Below are 13,487 nucleotides of genomic sequence, written 5' to 3' on the forward strand. Positions count from 1 at the left end.
TATCCCCCTGACGCCGGTCATGCGTGCCCGGACGGCGGGGCGGCGGGTGATTAGAGTGCAGCTGACAGAGCAGGGAAACGCGATATTCCACCCCGGCTTTCCTCTTCCCCGGTGAGGCACTTCCATGAGCCTGAGCATCCGTAACCAGTTTTCCGGCACCGTTCTCTCCGTCACCCCCGGCGAGGTCATGGCGACCGTCAAGGTCCGTCTGGACGGCGGCCAGGAGATCACCGCCGCGATCACCCTGGAGGCGGTGACGGAGCTGGGCATCGAGGAGGGTTCCGCGGTGCGCACCCTGATCAAGTCCACCGAGGTCGCGCTCGCCACCGGTGCGGTGGACGGCGTCAGCATCCGTAACCGGATCCCCGGCACCGTCACCGACGTCACCACCGGCGGCGCGATGGCCGGCGTCAAGGTCGCCGTCGCGGGCGGGGAGCTGACCGCCGCGATCACCAAGGACGCGGTGACGGACCTGGGCCTGGCCGCCGGCGCCGAAGTCACCGCGCTGATCAAGTCGACCGAGATCGCGCTCGCCGCCGTCTGAGCACCGGGCCCGCCGAAGTCCCCTGCGGGAAGGGGAACTTCGGCCGTTCGGGTGCCGGTCAGGAGGCAGCCTGTGCGGGCCAGGAGCGCCCGGCACCGGTCAGGGAGCAGTCTGTGCCGGTCAGGGAGCGGCCGCCATCGGTCCCCCGGGCAGCCCCGGAGACGCTTCGGGCGGGGCGCAGGTCCCGAACCAGATGCCGGTGATCGCGCTGATGTAGCGCGCCCCGCAGCGGTCCGAAGGCACCACGAGCTGGCTGCCCGCCGCGTCGAGCGCCCGCCCGTCCATGGCCGTGGCCAGCAGGACCGGTGCGTCGCCGAAGTCGGCATCGAGCTCCGCCCAGGACAGCACCGTGTGGTGCCCGTCCCGGCCGGTGACCGCCAGCACGTAGCGGGAGCGGTCCTTGCGCCGCCGGGCGTCGAAGGCCGGGCCCGCCTCGTCGATCACCTCGCGCAGCAGGGGCCCCTCGAAGGTGTGGTGCTGCGGCCCGTTCGTGGCGCAGTCGAAGACCACCTCGGCGCGCCGCTGCGGCCACCGTTCGCGCAGCTCCGCGACGGTGAGCGCGAGCGGACACCGCAGCTGACCGCGGATCACGAAGCGCCGGGGGTGGGCAGATGCGCCGTCCTCGGGCGGCGGGCGTACGGCGGTGGTGCGGGACGGCGGGCCGAGTCGGCTCATTCGAGACCCCCTTGAGGCGATCCGCGCGGCGGCTGCCTCCCTGTGATGCCCGGACGGCCCGTCCCCGAACCACGGATGCCAGCCCAGTCGCCGTTTTTGCCTCGCTGGTGTGAGGCAAAAGGGGCCAAGGGGGCGGTATCTCAGGAGCCGGATGCGGACCGGCCGCCACGCACCGCCGTCCGGTCCCCTCACACCGGCCCCTCACGCCGCCCCCTCACACCGACCCCTCGCGCGACGGATGCCGCCGGGCCGGCCGGCCCGGCACCGCTATGGCCTGGATCAGCTGGCATTTACGATGCCTGTACTCGCATTCACCTCGTGAATGTGAGATGCCGGGGTCCGCACCCGGCAGCCGCCCAAGGAGCCCGCACATGCACGTCCAAGATCTCCTCCAGCTCGACTCGCTCGATCTGACCCTGCTGTGGGGCGAGGGCCCCCTGCTCACCCGGGAAGTCAGCGGTGTCACCGCCACCGATCTGGAGGACCCGGCCAGGTTTCTCCAGCCGGGTGAGCTGGTGCTGAGCGGACTGGTGTGGTGGACGCCCGGCGACAGCCGCGCGAAGGTCGACCGCTTCGTCTCGGCGCTGCACTCCGCCGGGGCCACCGCGCTGCTGGCCGGCGAGGAGACCCATGGCTCGGTCCCGGACGTCCTGGTCGAGTCCTGCCGTGAGCTGGGCATCGTGCTGGTGGCGGTGCCCGCCCACACCACCTTCCGTGCCATCACGGAGGCGGTGTACCTGCGCCAGTGGGGCGATCTGAGCCGGCGCCCCGGCGAGCACTACGCGCTGCCGGAGAACGTCCGCACCGAACTCGCCGGTCTGCTCGCCGAGAACGCCGCACCGGATGCCCTGCTGGACGGTGCCTTCGCCCACCTGGGCGGTCCGCCCTGCTATCTGCTGACGACGACCGGACGGGTGATCGCGCGGACGCCCGCCGCCCCGTACCTGCCGGCGCAGCGGGCCGCCGGGGAGCTGACGTCGTCGGCCGGCACCAGCCTGCGGATCGAGGGGGAGGCCGGTCCGTATGACGGCTGGCAGCTGCATCTGCGGGGCGCGGCCGACGCCCCGCCGCGGGTGCTGCACGAGATCGCCGAGGTCATGGCCCAGTACCGCCACCGCGTCGAGCTGCGGCAGGCGGCGGAACGGCGGGCGGCGGACGAGCTGGTCGCGCTCGCCGGGGCCGGTTCGGCCGACGCCGCGGCGCTGGAGGCCGCGCTGCACGCCTGCGGGCTGCCGCCCACCGGACCGTACCGGGTGGTGGCCGCGTCGGGCGGCGAGGACGGGGACCAAGTGGTGAGCGCGCTGGCGGAGGCGCTGCGGCACTCCCCCCATGTGCCGTTCGCGGCGGGCAGGATCCCGGGCGGCGAGGCGGTCGCCGTCGTCCGCGCCCACCCCGACGCCGGGGACGACCTCCCGCTCGGCGAACTGTGGCCCCTGGTGCACGCCTGCCGCCCGCGGACGCCGCTGCACGCCGGGGTCAGCGGCCCGGTACCGGCCCCCGACGACCTCAACTCCGCACTGGACCAGGCACGTTACGCACTGGCGGCGGCCCGCGCCGAGCGCCCGGACGGAGCCCGGGTGACCTCCGTCGAGGACCTCAGCACTCTGGGCGCCCTGCTCGCCGGGGTCCCGGCCGTGGTCCGTACGGCCTTCAGCAACCGGGTGCTGGGTCCGCTGGCGCGCGCCGGGAGCACCTCGCACCGGATGCTCCTGGAGACGCTGGAGGTCTTCCTCACCCACCACGGGTCATGGGCGCGGACCGCCGAGACGCTGCATCTGCATGTGAACACGGTGCACTACCGCATCCAGCGCATCGAGTCGCTCACCGGCCGCGATCTGTCCCGGCTCGAGCACAAACTGGATCTCCAGGCGGCGCTGCTCTGCCGCTGAGCGCTCCGGGGCCGCACGGGCACGGCCGGCGGGGGCCGCACGGGCACGGCGGCCGGCGCCCCGGGCTCACATCCGGTCGCCCGCCCGGTCGATGTGCACATTGGTGGACTTCACCCGGGCGGTCGCGGTCACCCCGACCTCGATCCCGAGTTCCTCGACCGCCTCCCGGCTGACCACCGACACCAGCCGGTGCGGCCCGGACTGGATCTCCACCTGGGCGATCACATCGTCGAGGGTCACCTTGGTGACGATTCCCGCGAACGAGTTCCGCACCGAGGTCAGCACCTCGCCCGGCACCGGATGCAGGCCCTCGGCACGCTCCTTGGCAAACGCGGCCAGGCTCACCCCGTCGATCACCCGGTTTCCCGCACCGCCCCGGTCCATCCCCAGCTGCCCGCCATCGGCCCAGCGGCGGACGGTCTCCGAACTCACACCCAGCAGCCCAGCTGCCTGACCAATGCTGTACGTCGGCACCCTGGCACTCTAGGCCCTGCGTGGCCCGCACCGGCCGGACACCCCATGCACTCCTCCGCAGAAGCCGCGGCCGGTCTCTCCGGGGGCGGTCATCGGCAGGTGCCCGCCCACACCGACGCAGGCGAGCGCGGGAGCACCGGCCGGCTACCTGAGCCGCCGCGCCTGGGGGTCGTAACAGACAAGTCCCATCGATGCGGCGACATCCGCGGCGTAAGCCGAGGCCTCCTCGGCCATGCTGTAACGCACGGGGAAGTAGATCAGCGGACCACTGGCCTCGTTGACCAACGGCCCGGTGAACCACGGGGAGATGTCGTCCTCGTCCTCCGTGAGGTCGGGCCACCGCTCCAGGAGCGCGGCGACGTACCGGGCGATGCCGTCCGTCGGAGCGTGCTCCGCTTCGGTGCCGATGTACCGGTCGCACATCTCCCTGAAGAGCCGGCCCGCGGCGACATCCCCCGCCGGCCGAGCGCCCTCCCACACCGCAAGGTCCTAGCTCATGGACGCAGGCTGTCACGCGCAGCCAGGTGCAAGGGCATTGTCTGATGCGGCAGGCACTAGATTGCTAGCTCACTAGCTTGCTAGCATTGCGCTGTGAGTGACGAAGAGGTCAAGCAGTTCAACGTGTACTTGCCGGTCGGGCTGATCAAGCAGGTCAAATATCACGCCATCGAGTCGGGCTCGTCCCTCTCGGCGTTGGTCGCAGCCGCCCTGCGCGCCTACCTCGACGACACCCATGGGCAACGGCAGCAATCGTCCGAGAAGGAGAGCTGATATGACGACCGAAGGCATCGAGGCCGTGTTCCTGGAGACCCACAACTGGGGCAAGTCGGCGAAGTTCTTCCAGGCCCTGGGCTTCGAGTTGGAGTTCTCGACGGACCACAACTCCGGCCGACTCCGTAACGGCGACGGTCCCTCCGTGTTCATCGCCGAGGTCCCCGAGGACCGGAAGCCCCAGGCGCAGATCGTGCTGAAGGTGGCCGATGCGGAGACGTTCCGCCCCGATCCCGCTGTCGAGGTGGTCACGCCGTTCGAGGACACCCATTACGGGACCACGGAGATGACGGTCCGTGACCCCGACGGGCGCCTGTGGAGCCTCCAGGCTCCGACCAGGAAGTGACCGTGAGGAGAGGGGATGTCATGGCAGACGAGCAGAACGAGGGGCCGGACAGTAGCGCGGTGCGGGTCGCCCTCTGGCGGGCGATGCACATGCAGGTCGACTCGCCGCCCCACGTGATCGAGGACGAGGTCGGACTACAGCTGGCGGCCCCCGATGAGGGCTGGCGGTGCCGCCCGGACATGGACCCGCGCGGCACCAGCGGATTCCGGGCGGCGATTGTGGCCCGTGCGCGCTTCATCGAGGACCTGGTGGCCGAGCAGGCCGACCACGGCGTCTCCCAGTACGTCGTCCTGGGGGCCGGGCTGGACACCTTCGCCCAGCGCAGGCCGGAGATCGCCTCCCGCCTACGGGTGTTCGAGATCGACCAGCCGGGCACCCAGGCCTGGAAGCGCCGACGGCTGACCGATCTCGGCCATGGGATTCCCGACTGGCTGCGGCTGGTGCCGGTCGACTTCGAGGCGGGCGCGGACTGGTGGGAGCAGTTGTCCGAGGCCGGCTTCGATCCCGGCCGGCCGGCGGTCGTCGTCTGCACCGGCGTCACCATGTACCTCACCAAAGACGCCACCACGGCGACCCTGCGCCGGCTCGCCGGGCTCGCCCCCGGCTCGACGCTCGCCATGACGTTCATGCTGCCGACCGAACTCGTCGATGACGCCGACCGCCCCGCACTCGAGGCGACCACACCACAGGCGCAAGCCGCCGGAACGCCGTTCATCAGCTTCTACACCCCGCAGGAGATGCTGGCCCTGGCCCGCGACGCCGGCTTCAAGGACGCCCACCATGTGCCGGGGAGCGTGCTCGCGGAACGCTACTTCGCCGACCGGGCCGACGGCCTCCGCCCGTCAAGCGGAGAGGATCTGCTGGTGGCCACTACCTGACGCTCCAAGATCCCAGGGGCTGATTTCCGCGACCTCACGGAACAGCGGGGTTGCCGCGGCACGATCGCCGGCGGCGTAGAGGTCGTGCGCCCGCCCCAGCTTCGCTTCCAGGCGCCGCCACGGTGTCGACCCGTGCTTCTCGATGTAGGCGTCCGTTTCCGCGAGGCAGTCCCTGAGCTCGGCTGCGCGGCTCCGCATGCGTGCGGAGTACCACCACAGTTCAGAGGTCTCGTTCTCGTCGACGCCGTTGGCTTCGGCGGCCTGTAGCAGCTCGACGGCCCGGTCGCTGCCCTCGTCCATGTCGTCCGGTTCCGGGCGGTCTTCCAGGGCGTCCAGGCGGCCGTACGCCCCGGCGAGCGCCAGGGCACCTCGCACGTTCGCGTCCCCGCCTCCGGACGCCAGACATGCGTCCACGGCTGACGCGACATGGGACCAGTCCGCCTCCTCGGTCAGCGCTCCACCCGAGGTGAAGAATGCGGCGCACTCCGGCGGCAGCTTCCCGGAGGTGATCACTGTGGTGACACCGGCGGGAACCGACGGCAGCTCCATGACGCTCCCTCGACGCGGTCGATCAACTGTGGTGCCAGTTTCTCCCGCTCGCGGGTTGACGAACGCGCGTATGAGGAAACCAACGCGCCTGCGACCGGTGACAGTTCACGCGTACCCGCGCTCGCCTGCCTGCCTGCCCACAGCCCTGACCAGGTGGCGCGGGCTCGCCGCGGCGCCACGCACGACCAACTGGACCACGCACGAGCCCGGGACGCCGGTGCACGCCGGTGCACGGCCCGGGTTTGTCCGGTCGAGTGCGGACCACCCGAACCCTCTCCAGATTATTAGGTTAGGCTTACCTAAGTCGTTCTGCTTCGCCTCTCCCTACTCGCGCCTGGAGAACTGGATGCGTCCTTTCAGCGCCCGCACCACCGCACCGACTGCCGCCGAACGCGTCCGGTCGATCCTGGCCGCCGCCCATTCGATGACCGTGGTGAGCGACGGGATCCACACCGAAGTACGCCGTCTCGACGGCGCGGGGGCGATGGGCCACTTCCACCTGCACGCGCCGTTCGAGGACGCCGAAGCCCAGACGGCGACGCGCGTCCCGGTCCGGTTGGAACTCACCGACATCGCCCCCACGCCCGTCCGCGACCGGGTACGCGCCCGCGTCAAGGTGACCGGACTGCTGGCGGCCCCGTACGACGCGGAGGCCGCAAAGAGCACCTGCATGGAGTTCGGCCAGGCGGTCCTCGAAGACGCCCAGGGACGCACCTACGTCACCCTCCACGCCCTGGAAGCGACCGAACTCGACCCGATCGCGACCAGCGAAGCGGGCATGCTGACCCACCTCGTCGACGACCACAGCGAAGTCGTTCCGCTGCTGCTGCGCCTCGTCCGCCCCCACCCGGACAGCGGCATGCTGCGCGCGCTCCCGGTGGCGATGGACCGCTACGGCGTGACCCTGCGCCTCGAGTACCCGCACACCCACCACGACGTCCGGCTGCCGTTCAAGACACCCGTGACCGACATCGACCAGGCCGGCCCCCAGATCCACGCCCTCCTGACCACGGCACGCCGCCTCTCCCACACGGGCCACCTGCTGAGCTGATCCGCACTCCGGGACGAGCCGTCGCTCGTTCCCGGCCCGCCGCTGAAGCGCAGTGACGGCCTCCGGAACGTGAGCGAGGGGCAGCGCGGCATTCGATGCCCGGCTTCCGCGCCTGGGGTGGCACTGTCAGTGGCGCATGGAATGCTCGTTCGTCGAAGCGATGGATCGATCTCGACTCGACTGATGGGGGCTGCCTTCATGGGCATGGTCATCTCGTTCACGCGCGTGACACCGGAGGAGCTGGACAGGGCCGAGAAGGACCCCGACTGGGCCAGGGAGTTCCTCTGGGAGGTCGACGAGCTCCGGCCGGACAACCCCGAGGCCTACCTCGACAAGGCCTGGGCCGGCCTGGAGTTCCTGCTCGGCAAGGCCGGTGAGCCCCTTGAGTTCCTGATGGACGGCTACCCGGTCGACGACGAAGGCACGCTGTTCAGCTGGGGTGTCGAGGGCGTCCAGGCCTTGTCGAAGAGTCTGGGGGCGCTGCCGTGGGAACGGCTGGCCACCCATTACGACCCGGTTCGGATGACCGAGGAAGAGGTGTACCCCGACATCTGGGAGCCCGGGGATGAAGACGCGCCCGAGTATCTGAAGGGGAACTACGAGACGCTGGTGAGCTTTTTCGACGCCACGGCCCGCTTGGAGTCGGCGGCGCTGATGAGCTTCAGCTTCTGACGGTCCGGTTCTGACGGGCCGGGGCGGCAAAGCTCTGGCCGCGTGAGGGGCGGGGGTCCTGTGGGCCCGAGCCCGGGTGCGGGGCCGGCTGGCTAGAGTGGCCGCCATGAGCGATCGCCCCGGACCGCGGACCGTGACGCCGGTGCTGCTCGGGGCGGGTGGCGGCGACGGCGACTGGTTGCCCGTCACCACCGGCGAGTCGGGAGCCGCCGTCTTCCACAGTGCGGACGCCGCCCGGTACGCCAAGTGCGTACCCGCTGCGGACGCGGCCGGGCTGAAGGCCGAGTGCGACCGGGTCGCATGGCTGGGCGACCAGGGCGTGCCGGGACCGCGGGTGCTCGACTGGCACCGCGGTGACGCGGGTGCCTGCCTGGTGACCAGTGCCGTCCCCGGCGTACCCGCTGACCAGGTGTCCGCCGCGGACCTGCGCGTCTCCTGGGAACGCATCGCGGACGCGGTCCGGGAGCTGCACGAAGTACCCGTGGGGCAGTGCCCGTTCCGCCGGGACCTGGACACCATGGTCGCCGTGGCGCGCGACGTCGTGACCCGCGAGGCGGTGAACCCGGAGTTCCTCCCCGTCGAGCAGCAGCACACACCGGCCACGGAGTTGCTGGCCCGCCTCACCCCGCAGATCGCGCGGCGACGGGACCAGGAGGCCGCCGACACGGTCGTCTGCCACGGGGACCTGTGCCTGCCCAACATCGTCCTCGACCCGCGGACCCTGGACGTGTCGGGCTTCATCGACCTGGGCCGCCTCGGGCTGGCCGACCGTCACGCCGACCTGGCACTGCTGCTCGCCAACGCGCGGGAGACCTGGCCGGACGAGGAGCGGGCGCGGGCCGCGGACGCGGCGTTCGCCGAGAGGTACGGCATCGCCCTCGACCACGACCGCCTGCGCTTCTACCTCCATCTCGACCCGCTCACCTGGGGCTGAGCGCCGTCCCGTTCGGATTACCGGGCGGACCGGAGGAAGCCGCGTCGGCCTGAGCCATCAGCCCGGTCAACACCCGCTGCCAGGTGCCGTCGACGACCCACATGCGCAGCTGACGGTTGCACGATGGCGGCGACGGCGGGGCGGTCCCGCGGGCCGCGGCAACGGCGACGGCGACGGCGATGGCGATGGCGATGGCGATCGCGGAAGCAGGGTCGGTGTCGGGTTCGGGGTCGGGGTCGGGGTCGGTGGCGAGCAGCTCAAGGTGAGCAAACTGGACGGCAGTTGGCCGCACGGCTAATCTTCTGGCCATGCGGTCAAAAAATGAGCCGAGCGGCCAGTCAGGCGCCGGGAGAGGCGAGCGGGAGTCGCAGGAGCCGGAGCGCTCGTTCATCGAGAAGGCGCGTCGCGCCCAGATCATCGACGCCGCCGTCGACACCATCGCGGCAAAGGGGTTCGCGAAGGCTTCGCTGGCGCAGATCGCCGAGCGGGCGGGGATCAGCAAGGGCGTGATCTCGTACCACTTCGCGGGCAAGGGCGAGTTGATCGAGCGGGTCGTCGAGCAGGTCTACGAGGAGATCGGCGCCTTTGTCAGGGCCCGGTTGGACGAGCGGGCCGGGGCGACCGTGTGGCTGCGCGTCTATATCGAGTCGGTTGCCGAGTACATGCTCGGCCACCGGACCCAGCTCACCGCACTCGGCGAGATCTTCAGCCACTTCCGCACCGCTGACGGGGCGCCGCGCTATGGCGTCGCGTCGAGCGAGCCGCTCTATGTCGCGCTGGAGGCGGTGTTCCTGGAGGGCCAGCGGAGCGGCGAGTTCCGCGCGTTCGACGTCCGTGTCATGGCCGTCAGCCTCCAGGCGGGGATCGACAACATGTTCGCGTACTGGAGCGCTCATCCCGGGCACGACCTGACCGCTTACGCCCGCGAACTCGCCGGCATCTTCGAGCACGCCACGCGCGCGGATCGCACGGAACACATCAAGCGCACGGAGCGCACGGACCACCACTGACATGCACCTAACGGGGAGAAGATTCATGACGGACGACCTGGACCGCACGGCTGTGAAAGCCGCGCCCGAACCGAAGCCCGGGCCGGCGACCGAGAAACCGGCGCGCGCCCGGCTGCTCTATATCGACAATCTGCGTATCGCGCTGACGGCGCTCGTGGTGCTGCACCACACCGCCGTCACCTACGGCAACATCCCCGCCTGGTACTACACCGAGCCCGCCAAGGACGGCTCCGGCCTGCTCCTGGACGTCTTCGTGATGTTCAACCAGGCGTTCTTCATGGGCTTCTTCTTCATGATCGCCGGGTACTTCACACCGGCCTCCTACGACCGCAAGGGCGCGCGGCCGTTCTTCCGCGACCGCCTCAAGCGGCTCGGCATTCCGCTGCTCGCCTTCCTCCTGCTGATACGCCCCCTCACGGGCTTCGGCGGGTACGCGGACATGCGGGCCACTCTCGCCGAACGCGGCGAATCCCTTCCCTACTGGGCTTACTACCTGGGCAGCTGGGACGCGGGCCCGATGTGGTTCGTCGAGGTCCTCCTCGTGTTCGCCGTCCTCTACCTCCTCGTCCGCCGCCTCGGCGCACGCCGCCTCCCCGGCCTCGCCGCACCGGCCGGCCGCGAGACGGCACGGGCCCCGCGGCCCCTCGCCATCGTCGCCTTCACCCTCGCCCTTGCCCTCGCCGCGTACCTGTGGCGCTGCCTCGTACCCGACGGCACCTACGTCCCCGTCCTCGGCCTGCCCACCCCCAGCTTCCTGCCGCAGTACGCGAGTTTCTTCGTTCTCGGCGTGCTCGCCCACCGCCGTGGCTGGCCGCAGGCCCTCTCCCGCGTCACGGGCCGGGTGGGCTTCGCCGTCGCCACCGCCGCGACGCTTGCGTACCTTCCCGTCGTCCTCACCGCCGAGGAGAGCACGCTCGGCGGGCACGGCACCTGGCAGTCGCTGGCCGCGGCCGCATGGGAGTCGACGTTCGCCGTCGGCCTCGTCCTCGGTCTGACCGTCCTGTTCCGCGAACGCCTCAACCGGCAGGGACCCGCCGCCGGGTTCCTCTCCCGCCACGCCTTCGCCGTCTACCTCACCCACGCCGCCGTGCTCGTCGGGCTCGGGTACGCCTTCCGCTGGCTGCACGCCCCGGCGGCCGTCAAGTTCGCCCTCGTCGCCGCACTGGCCCTGCCGCTGTGCTGGGCCGTCGCGTACGCCGTCCGCTCCCTGCCCCGCGCCGACCGGGTGCTGTAGAGCCGGGCGCCGAGAGCGGTCCGTGCCCCGGCCTCGAACCGGGGGCGGCCGGCAGCCGTCGGCTACGCGCCGACCATCTGATGGCGCGGGGCTTGCGGCTCGGGCCCCTGCGGCGGCGTCAGGCTCGGAAGCCCCGCCAACCGGGCGGGGCTTCCGAGCCGGCCCGGCATGGCGCCGAGCCGAGGCGCGATGGGCCCGGATGCTGATGGCCTCCGAACCAGCGGGAGAGACCATGGGCGACCACCCCGGCCTTCAGGCAACCCGGCCATCGGCATCCCTGGGCGAGGGCCGTGACACTCCCGGCCAGCCCGGTGTCATCGGCATCGCCCTCGCCGCCGTGCTGACGGCCACACTCGCGCAGGGTTCGTGGCAATGGTTCGCCACATACATCGGGGTGACGCTCCTCGCGGTGATCTTCTCCTTCTACCGACTGCCGACATGGAGGCCCGGCCTCGGATCTGCGTACCTGAGGAATCTGGCCGCGTATGCGCTGGTCGTCGGCCTGTGCGTGGCGATCGTGCTGGCCCCCATGCTCCAGCGCTGGGCGTGGCTGTTTCCGATGCCGGGCACTCGTGGTGCATGTCCTGACGTGGGCAGGTACGAGAGCCTCCAGGCACAGGCCATGCTCGCGAACCTGGCCGGTCACGACAGCGCCGCCCTGGCCCAGGCGCAGGCAGTCCAGAGCCATAAGGCTGTCGCCGAATGCCTGTCAGCCACCACGACTCTGTGGCTGCCGGTGTACGGGGCCGGGGCGGCCGTACTGGCGGGGCTGGGCGCATGGTTCATCGACCGGGCAAGGGCGAGGAAAGAGGCGGCCGTGGCCGACCGACGTCCTCCTCGTCAGGCCTGAGCAGGCGTGACGGTGGCTCCCTTCGGCGGCGGGCCGCGGGAAGAGCGGGCCCCGTCGGTTCAGCCGTACTCCCTCATCAGGGCCCAGTCGCCGACCGAGGTGACGCCGACGAACATCCGCTCCCCGTCATACTCGTCCCACGCGTCGTATGCGGGCGCTGCCAACTCCTCGACTCCGGTGATCCGCAGCTCCTCCCGCGCCCCGATGCGGCGCAGTACCTCCTCGGGGGTGAGCCCTCGCACCAAGGTGAGGCAGTACGCCTCGGTGAGACCGGGGAGGTCCTCGTCGAGCCAGGCGTAGTCAGCGGCAGTCGCGTGCGCGTTCGCGTTCATACGTGGATCGTGCCGGCCCCCACTGACAATTCCTCAGGACGCTCGACACGGCCTCCGGTACGGACCGGGCGGTCAGCGCGGCCGGCGCAACCCTGCGACAAGGAGCCCGACAAGAGGGCGTGCGTCATAGCGGGGGTCGTTGTCCGCGCCGATGCAGAGGTTCCCGACGCCGCGCATGAGCGCGTAGGCCTCCAGGCCGGACCGGATCTCGCCGGAGGCGGCTGCGGCGTCGAGCAGCTGGGTGCACACGGGCACGAGGCGGTCGAGGAAGGAGGAGTGCAGCGTCTCGAAGCCGGCGTGGTCGGACCGGAGTACGGAAGCGAGGCCGTGCTTGGTGACCAGGAAATCAACGAACAGATTGATCCATTGCTCCAGTGCGGCGTGCGGCGTCGCGCTGGTCGCCAGCAGGGCCGGACCGGCCTCGGCGCATGCCTCGACCTGATGCCGGTAGACGGCGATGATGAGGTCCGCTCGTGTCGGGAAGTGGCGGTAGATCGTGCCCATCCCGACGCCGGCCTCGGCCGCGATGTCGCGTACCGGCGCCTCCACGCCCGACCTGACGAAGACCGCGGCGGCCGCGTCGAGCAGGGTCTCCTTGTTGCGCCGGGCGTCCGTCCGCTCGGGCCGGGCCCCGTGCCCCGCGCCCTCGCCGCTGTCGTTCACCGCGCCACTCCCTTCGCTCCCGCGATTGCCCACACGGAGCAGTGTTCCGCAGCACAAGCGGAGCTATGTTCCGTTTCTTCATGATGTCAGAGCGGGGGTCCGGCAACCAAACACGGCCGACGGCGCCTCATGCCGCGCGGAGGCACGGGCGGTACGCGCGCGCCCTCCGGGCCGATGCATCCGAACAGAGCAGCCCGATCCCCCATCGGTGCGGCGTCGCCACCCTTGGCGCAACCGCCCCGTACACCTGCCTGCCACGCCGGAGGAAATGCCATCAGCCGTGCATCGCACGGTAGTTGAGGGACGGAGGGCCGAGCGGGCAGCACTTACCGACACCCGAAAGATTGCCGTTTATCGCTTTTGTCCCCTTGCGCCGGAAATATGCCGATGTGAATCTGGGATCCCATTCGTCGAAGGAGTTGATCGCATGGTTACGGATCGCACAGCGCCGGTCGAGACGGCCGCCCTGGCCGCCGAGGTCGAGGGACTGCTTGCACCCGCCGAGGCCGACGGTGTTTTCCGCGATACCCGCGAGTGTGGAGGTGCGCTGCTGCTGGCCGCGCTGCTCCTGATCTCGCCGCCCACCCCCCGGCCCAAGACTGACGTCCGCTAAGG

The 13,487-nt window shown here is 70.9% G+C and carries 19 protein-coding genes; 12 read left to right on the plus strand and 7 right to left on the minus strand.

Annotated features, from left to right (window positions below; all coding sequences use genetic code 11):
• The first annotated feature begins 124 nt into the window (after nt 1-124).
• Nucleotides 125-544 carry a molybdopterin-binding protein gene (locus M8I34_RS16390; RefSeq protein ID WP_244416396.1) on the plus strand — a complete coding sequence of 140 codons (420 nt, stop codon included), beginning with the start codon at nt 125-127 and terminating at the stop codon, nt 542-544.
• A 120-nt stretch (nt 545-664) separates the two neighbouring features.
• On the opposite strand, the gene M8I34_RS16395 is transcribed toward M8I34_RS16390, so the two are convergent.
• A complete protein-coding gene (locus tag M8I34_RS16395) occupies nt 665-1,219 on the minus strand; it encodes a molybdopterin-dependent oxidoreductase (protein ID WP_250050188.1) in 555 nt (184 codons plus the stop codon).
• A gap of 371 nt (nt 1,220-1,590) precedes the next feature.
• On the opposite strand from M8I34_RS16395, the gene M8I34_RS16400 reads away from it, so the two are divergent.
• Nucleotides 1,591-3,108 carry a PucR family transcriptional regulator ligand-binding domain-containing protein gene (locus M8I34_RS16400; RefSeq protein ID WP_250050189.1) on the plus strand — a complete coding sequence of 506 codons (1,518 nt, stop codon included), beginning with the start codon at nt 1,591-1,593 and terminating at the stop codon, nt 3,106-3,108.
• A gap of 66 nt (nt 3,109-3,174) precedes the next feature.
• Here M8I34_RS16400 and M8I34_RS16405 read toward each other — a convergent pair whose 3' ends face one another.
• Both M8I34_RS16405 and M8I34_RS16410 read right to left on the minus strand, forming a co-directional pair.
• Nucleotides 3,175-3,582 carry a molybdopterin-binding protein gene (locus tag M8I34_RS16405; RefSeq protein WP_244416391.1) on the minus strand — a complete coding sequence of 136 codons (408 nt, stop codon included), beginning with the start codon at nt 3,580-3,582 and terminating at the stop codon, nt 3,175-3,177.
• Between the two features lie 144 nt (nt 3,583-3,726).
• Complete coding sequence (locus M8I34_RS16410) at nt 3,727-4,062, minus strand: hypothetical protein (protein WP_250050190.1); 336 nt, start codon at nt 4,060-4,062, stop codon at nt 3,727-3,729.
• Nucleotides 4,063-4,173: 111 nt separating this feature from the next.
• Between M8I34_RS16410 and M8I34_RS16415 the strand changes: the two genes are divergently transcribed.
• Genes M8I34_RS16415 through M8I34_RS16425 form a run of 3 tightly spaced genes read left to right on the plus strand, consistent with a single transcriptional unit; the run spans nt 4,174 to nt 5,577 of the window.
• Nucleotides 4,174-4,353, plus strand: coding sequence for a ribbon-helix-helix protein, CopG family (locus M8I34_RS16415; RefSeq protein ID WP_030083267.1), 180 nt, complete (start codon nt 4,174-4,176; stop codon nt 4,351-4,353).
• 1 nt (nt 4,354) lies between these two features.
• Nucleotides 4,355-4,699 carry a glyoxalase/bleomycin resistance/extradiol dioxygenase family protein gene (locus M8I34_RS16420; RefSeq protein ID WP_250050191.1) on the plus strand — a complete coding sequence of 115 codons (345 nt, stop codon included), beginning with the start codon at nt 4,355-4,357 and terminating at the stop codon, nt 4,697-4,699.
• Between the two features lie 20 nt (nt 4,700-4,719).
• Nucleotides 4,720-5,577, plus strand: a complete 858-nt coding sequence (locus M8I34_RS16425; protein ID WP_250050192.1) for a class I SAM-dependent methyltransferase — start codon at nt 4,720-4,722, stop codon at nt 5,575-5,577.
• Here the strand turns inward: M8I34_RS16425 and M8I34_RS16430 are convergent.
• Nucleotides 5,542-6,126: a hypothetical protein gene (locus M8I34_RS16430; RefSeq protein WP_250050193.1), complete on the minus strand. Its 585-nt coding sequence runs from the start codon at nt 6,124-6,126 to the stop codon at nt 5,542-5,544. The two genes, M8I34_RS16425 and M8I34_RS16430, sit on opposite strands and share 36 nt — an antisense overlap.
• 346 nt (nt 6,127-6,472) lie before the next feature.
• Between M8I34_RS16430 and M8I34_RS16435 the strand changes: the two genes are divergently transcribed.
• The 3 genes from M8I34_RS16435 to M8I34_RS16445 all read left to right on the plus strand — a co-directional run bounded on the left by M8I34_RS16435 (nt 6,473) and on the right by M8I34_RS16445 (nt 8,783).
• Complete coding sequence (locus M8I34_RS16435) at nt 6,473-7,177, plus strand: DUF2470 domain-containing protein (protein WP_250050194.1); 705 nt, start codon at nt 6,473-6,475, stop codon at nt 7,175-7,177.
• A 183-nt stretch (nt 7,178-7,360) separates the two neighbouring features.
• The gene (locus M8I34_RS16440; RefSeq protein ID WP_250050195.1) at nt 7,361-7,849 is read left to right on the plus strand and encodes a YfbM family protein; all 489 of its coding nucleotides are present in this window, start codon (nt 7,361-7,363) and stop codon (nt 7,847-7,849) included.
• Nucleotides 7,850-7,955: 106 nt separating this feature from the next.
• Entirely contained in the window at nt 7,956-8,783 is an 828-nt protein-coding gene (locus M8I34_RS16445) for an APH(3'') family aminoglycoside O-phosphotransferase (RefSeq protein WP_250050196.1), read from the plus strand.
• Here M8I34_RS16445 and M8I34_RS16450 read toward each other — a convergent pair.
• Nucleotides 8,770-9,093 (minus strand): hypothetical protein, encoded by a 324-nt coding sequence (locus M8I34_RS16450; protein WP_250050197.1) that lies wholly within the window; start codon nt 9,091-9,093, stop codon nt 8,770-8,772. The genes M8I34_RS16445 and M8I34_RS16450 overlap by 14 nt on opposite strands.
• On the opposite strand from M8I34_RS16450, the gene M8I34_RS16455 reads away from it, so the two are divergent.
• From M8I34_RS16455 to M8I34_RS16465, 3 genes are all read left to right on the plus strand, one after another.
• Nucleotides 9,092-9,793 carry a TetR/AcrR family transcriptional regulator gene (locus tag M8I34_RS16455; protein WP_250050198.1) on the plus strand — a complete coding sequence of 234 codons (702 nt, stop codon included), beginning with the start codon at nt 9,092-9,094 and terminating at the stop codon, nt 9,791-9,793. The two genes, M8I34_RS16450 and M8I34_RS16455, sit on opposite strands and share 2 nt — an antisense overlap.
• Nucleotides 9,794-9,818: 25 nt before the next feature.
• Nucleotides 9,819-11,027, plus strand: a complete 1,209-nt coding sequence (locus M8I34_RS16460) for an acyltransferase (protein ID WP_250050199.1) — start codon at nt 9,819-9,821, stop codon at nt 11,025-11,027.
• A 232-nt stretch (nt 11,028-11,259) separates the two neighbouring features.
• Nucleotides 11,260-11,877, plus strand: coding sequence for a hypothetical protein (locus M8I34_RS16465; RefSeq protein WP_250050200.1), 618 nt, complete (start codon nt 11,260-11,262; stop codon nt 11,875-11,877).
• Nucleotides 11,878-11,936: 59 nt separating this feature from the next.
• On the opposite strand, the gene M8I34_RS16470 is transcribed toward M8I34_RS16465, so the two are convergent.
• Complete coding sequence (locus M8I34_RS16470) at nt 11,937-12,209, minus strand: DUF6461 domain-containing protein (protein WP_250050201.1); 273 nt, start codon at nt 12,207-12,209, stop codon at nt 11,937-11,939.
• A 72-nt stretch (nt 12,210-12,281) separates the two neighbouring features.
• Nucleotides 12,282-12,872: a TetR/AcrR family transcriptional regulator gene (locus M8I34_RS16475; RefSeq protein WP_250050202.1), complete on the minus strand. Its 591-nt coding sequence runs from the start codon at nt 12,870-12,872 to the stop codon at nt 12,282-12,284.
• A gap of 427 nt (nt 12,873-13,299) precedes the next feature.
• On the opposite strand from M8I34_RS16475, the gene M8I34_RS16480 reads away from it, so the two are divergent.
• Entirely contained in the window at nt 13,300-13,485 is a 186-nt protein-coding gene (locus tag M8I34_RS16480) for a hypothetical protein (protein ID WP_030983548.1), read from the plus strand.
• The last annotated feature ends 2 nt before the right edge of the window (nt 13,486-13,487 follow it).

Origin of the sequence: Streptomyces sp. MCA2 (assembly GCF_023544705.1) — a bacterium.
Classification (GTDB): Bacteria; Actinomycetota; Actinomycetes; order Streptomycetales; family Streptomycetaceae; genus Streptomyces; species Streptomyces decoyicus.

What these genes read in the sequence shown, in the direction of transcription:
- M8I34_RS16455 (WP_250050198.1), top strand. Translation starts at nt 9,092, where the DNA reads ATGCGGTCAAAAAATGAGCCGAGCGGCCAGTCAGGCGCCGGGAGAGGC.
- M8I34_RS16425 (WP_250050192.1), top strand. Translation starts at nt 4,720, where the DNA reads ATGGCAGACGAGCAGAACGAGGGGCCGGACAGTAGCGCGGTGCGGGTC.
- M8I34_RS16445 (WP_250050196.1), top strand. Translation starts at nt 7,956, where the DNA reads ATGAGCGATCGCCCCGGACCGCGGACCGTGACGCCGGTGCTGCTCGGG.
- M8I34_RS16435 (WP_250050194.1), top strand. Translation starts at nt 6,473, where the DNA reads ATGCGTCCTTTCAGCGCCCGCACCACCGCACCGACTGCCGCCGAACGC.
- M8I34_RS16460 (WP_250050199.1), top strand. Translation starts at nt 9,819, where the DNA reads ATGACGGACGACCTGGACCGCACGGCTGTGAAAGCCGCGCCCGAACCG.
- M8I34_RS16465 (WP_250050200.1), top strand. Translation starts at nt 11,260, where the DNA reads ATGGGCGACCACCCCGGCCTTCAGGCAACCCGGCCATCGGCATCCCTG.
- M8I34_RS16450 (WP_250050197.1), bottom strand. Translation starts at nt 9,093, where the DNA reads ATGGCCAGAAGATTAGCCGTGCGGCCAACTGCCGTCCAGTTTGCTCAC.
- M8I34_RS16395 (WP_250050188.1), bottom strand. Translation starts at nt 1,219, where the DNA reads ATGAGCCGACTCGGCCCGCCGTCCCGCACCACCGCCGTACGCCCGCCG.
- M8I34_RS16480 (WP_030983548.1), top strand. Translation starts at nt 13,300, where the DNA reads ATGGTTACGGATCGCACAGCGCCGGTCGAGACGGCCGCCCTGGCCGCC.
- M8I34_RS16470 (WP_250050201.1), bottom strand. Translation starts at nt 12,209, where the DNA reads ATGAACGCGAACGCGCACGCGACTGCCGCTGACTACGCCTGGCTCGAC.
- M8I34_RS16440 (WP_250050195.1), top strand. Translation starts at nt 7,361, where the DNA reads ATGGGGGCTGCCTTCATGGGCATGGTCATCTCGTTCACGCGCGTGACA.
- M8I34_RS16420 (WP_250050191.1), top strand. Translation starts at nt 4,355, where the DNA reads ATGACGACCGAAGGCATCGAGGCCGTGTTCCTGGAGACCCACAACTGG.
- M8I34_RS16390 (WP_244416396.1), top strand. Translation starts at nt 125, where the DNA reads ATGAGCCTGAGCATCCGTAACCAGTTTTCCGGCACCGTTCTCTCCGTC.
- M8I34_RS16400 (WP_250050189.1), top strand. Translation starts at nt 1,591, where the DNA reads ATGCACGTCCAAGATCTCCTCCAGCTCGACTCGCTCGATCTGACCCTG.
- M8I34_RS16430 (WP_250050193.1), bottom strand. Translation starts at nt 6,126, where the DNA reads ATGGAGCTGCCGTCGGTTCCCGCCGGTGTCACCACAGTGATCACCTCC.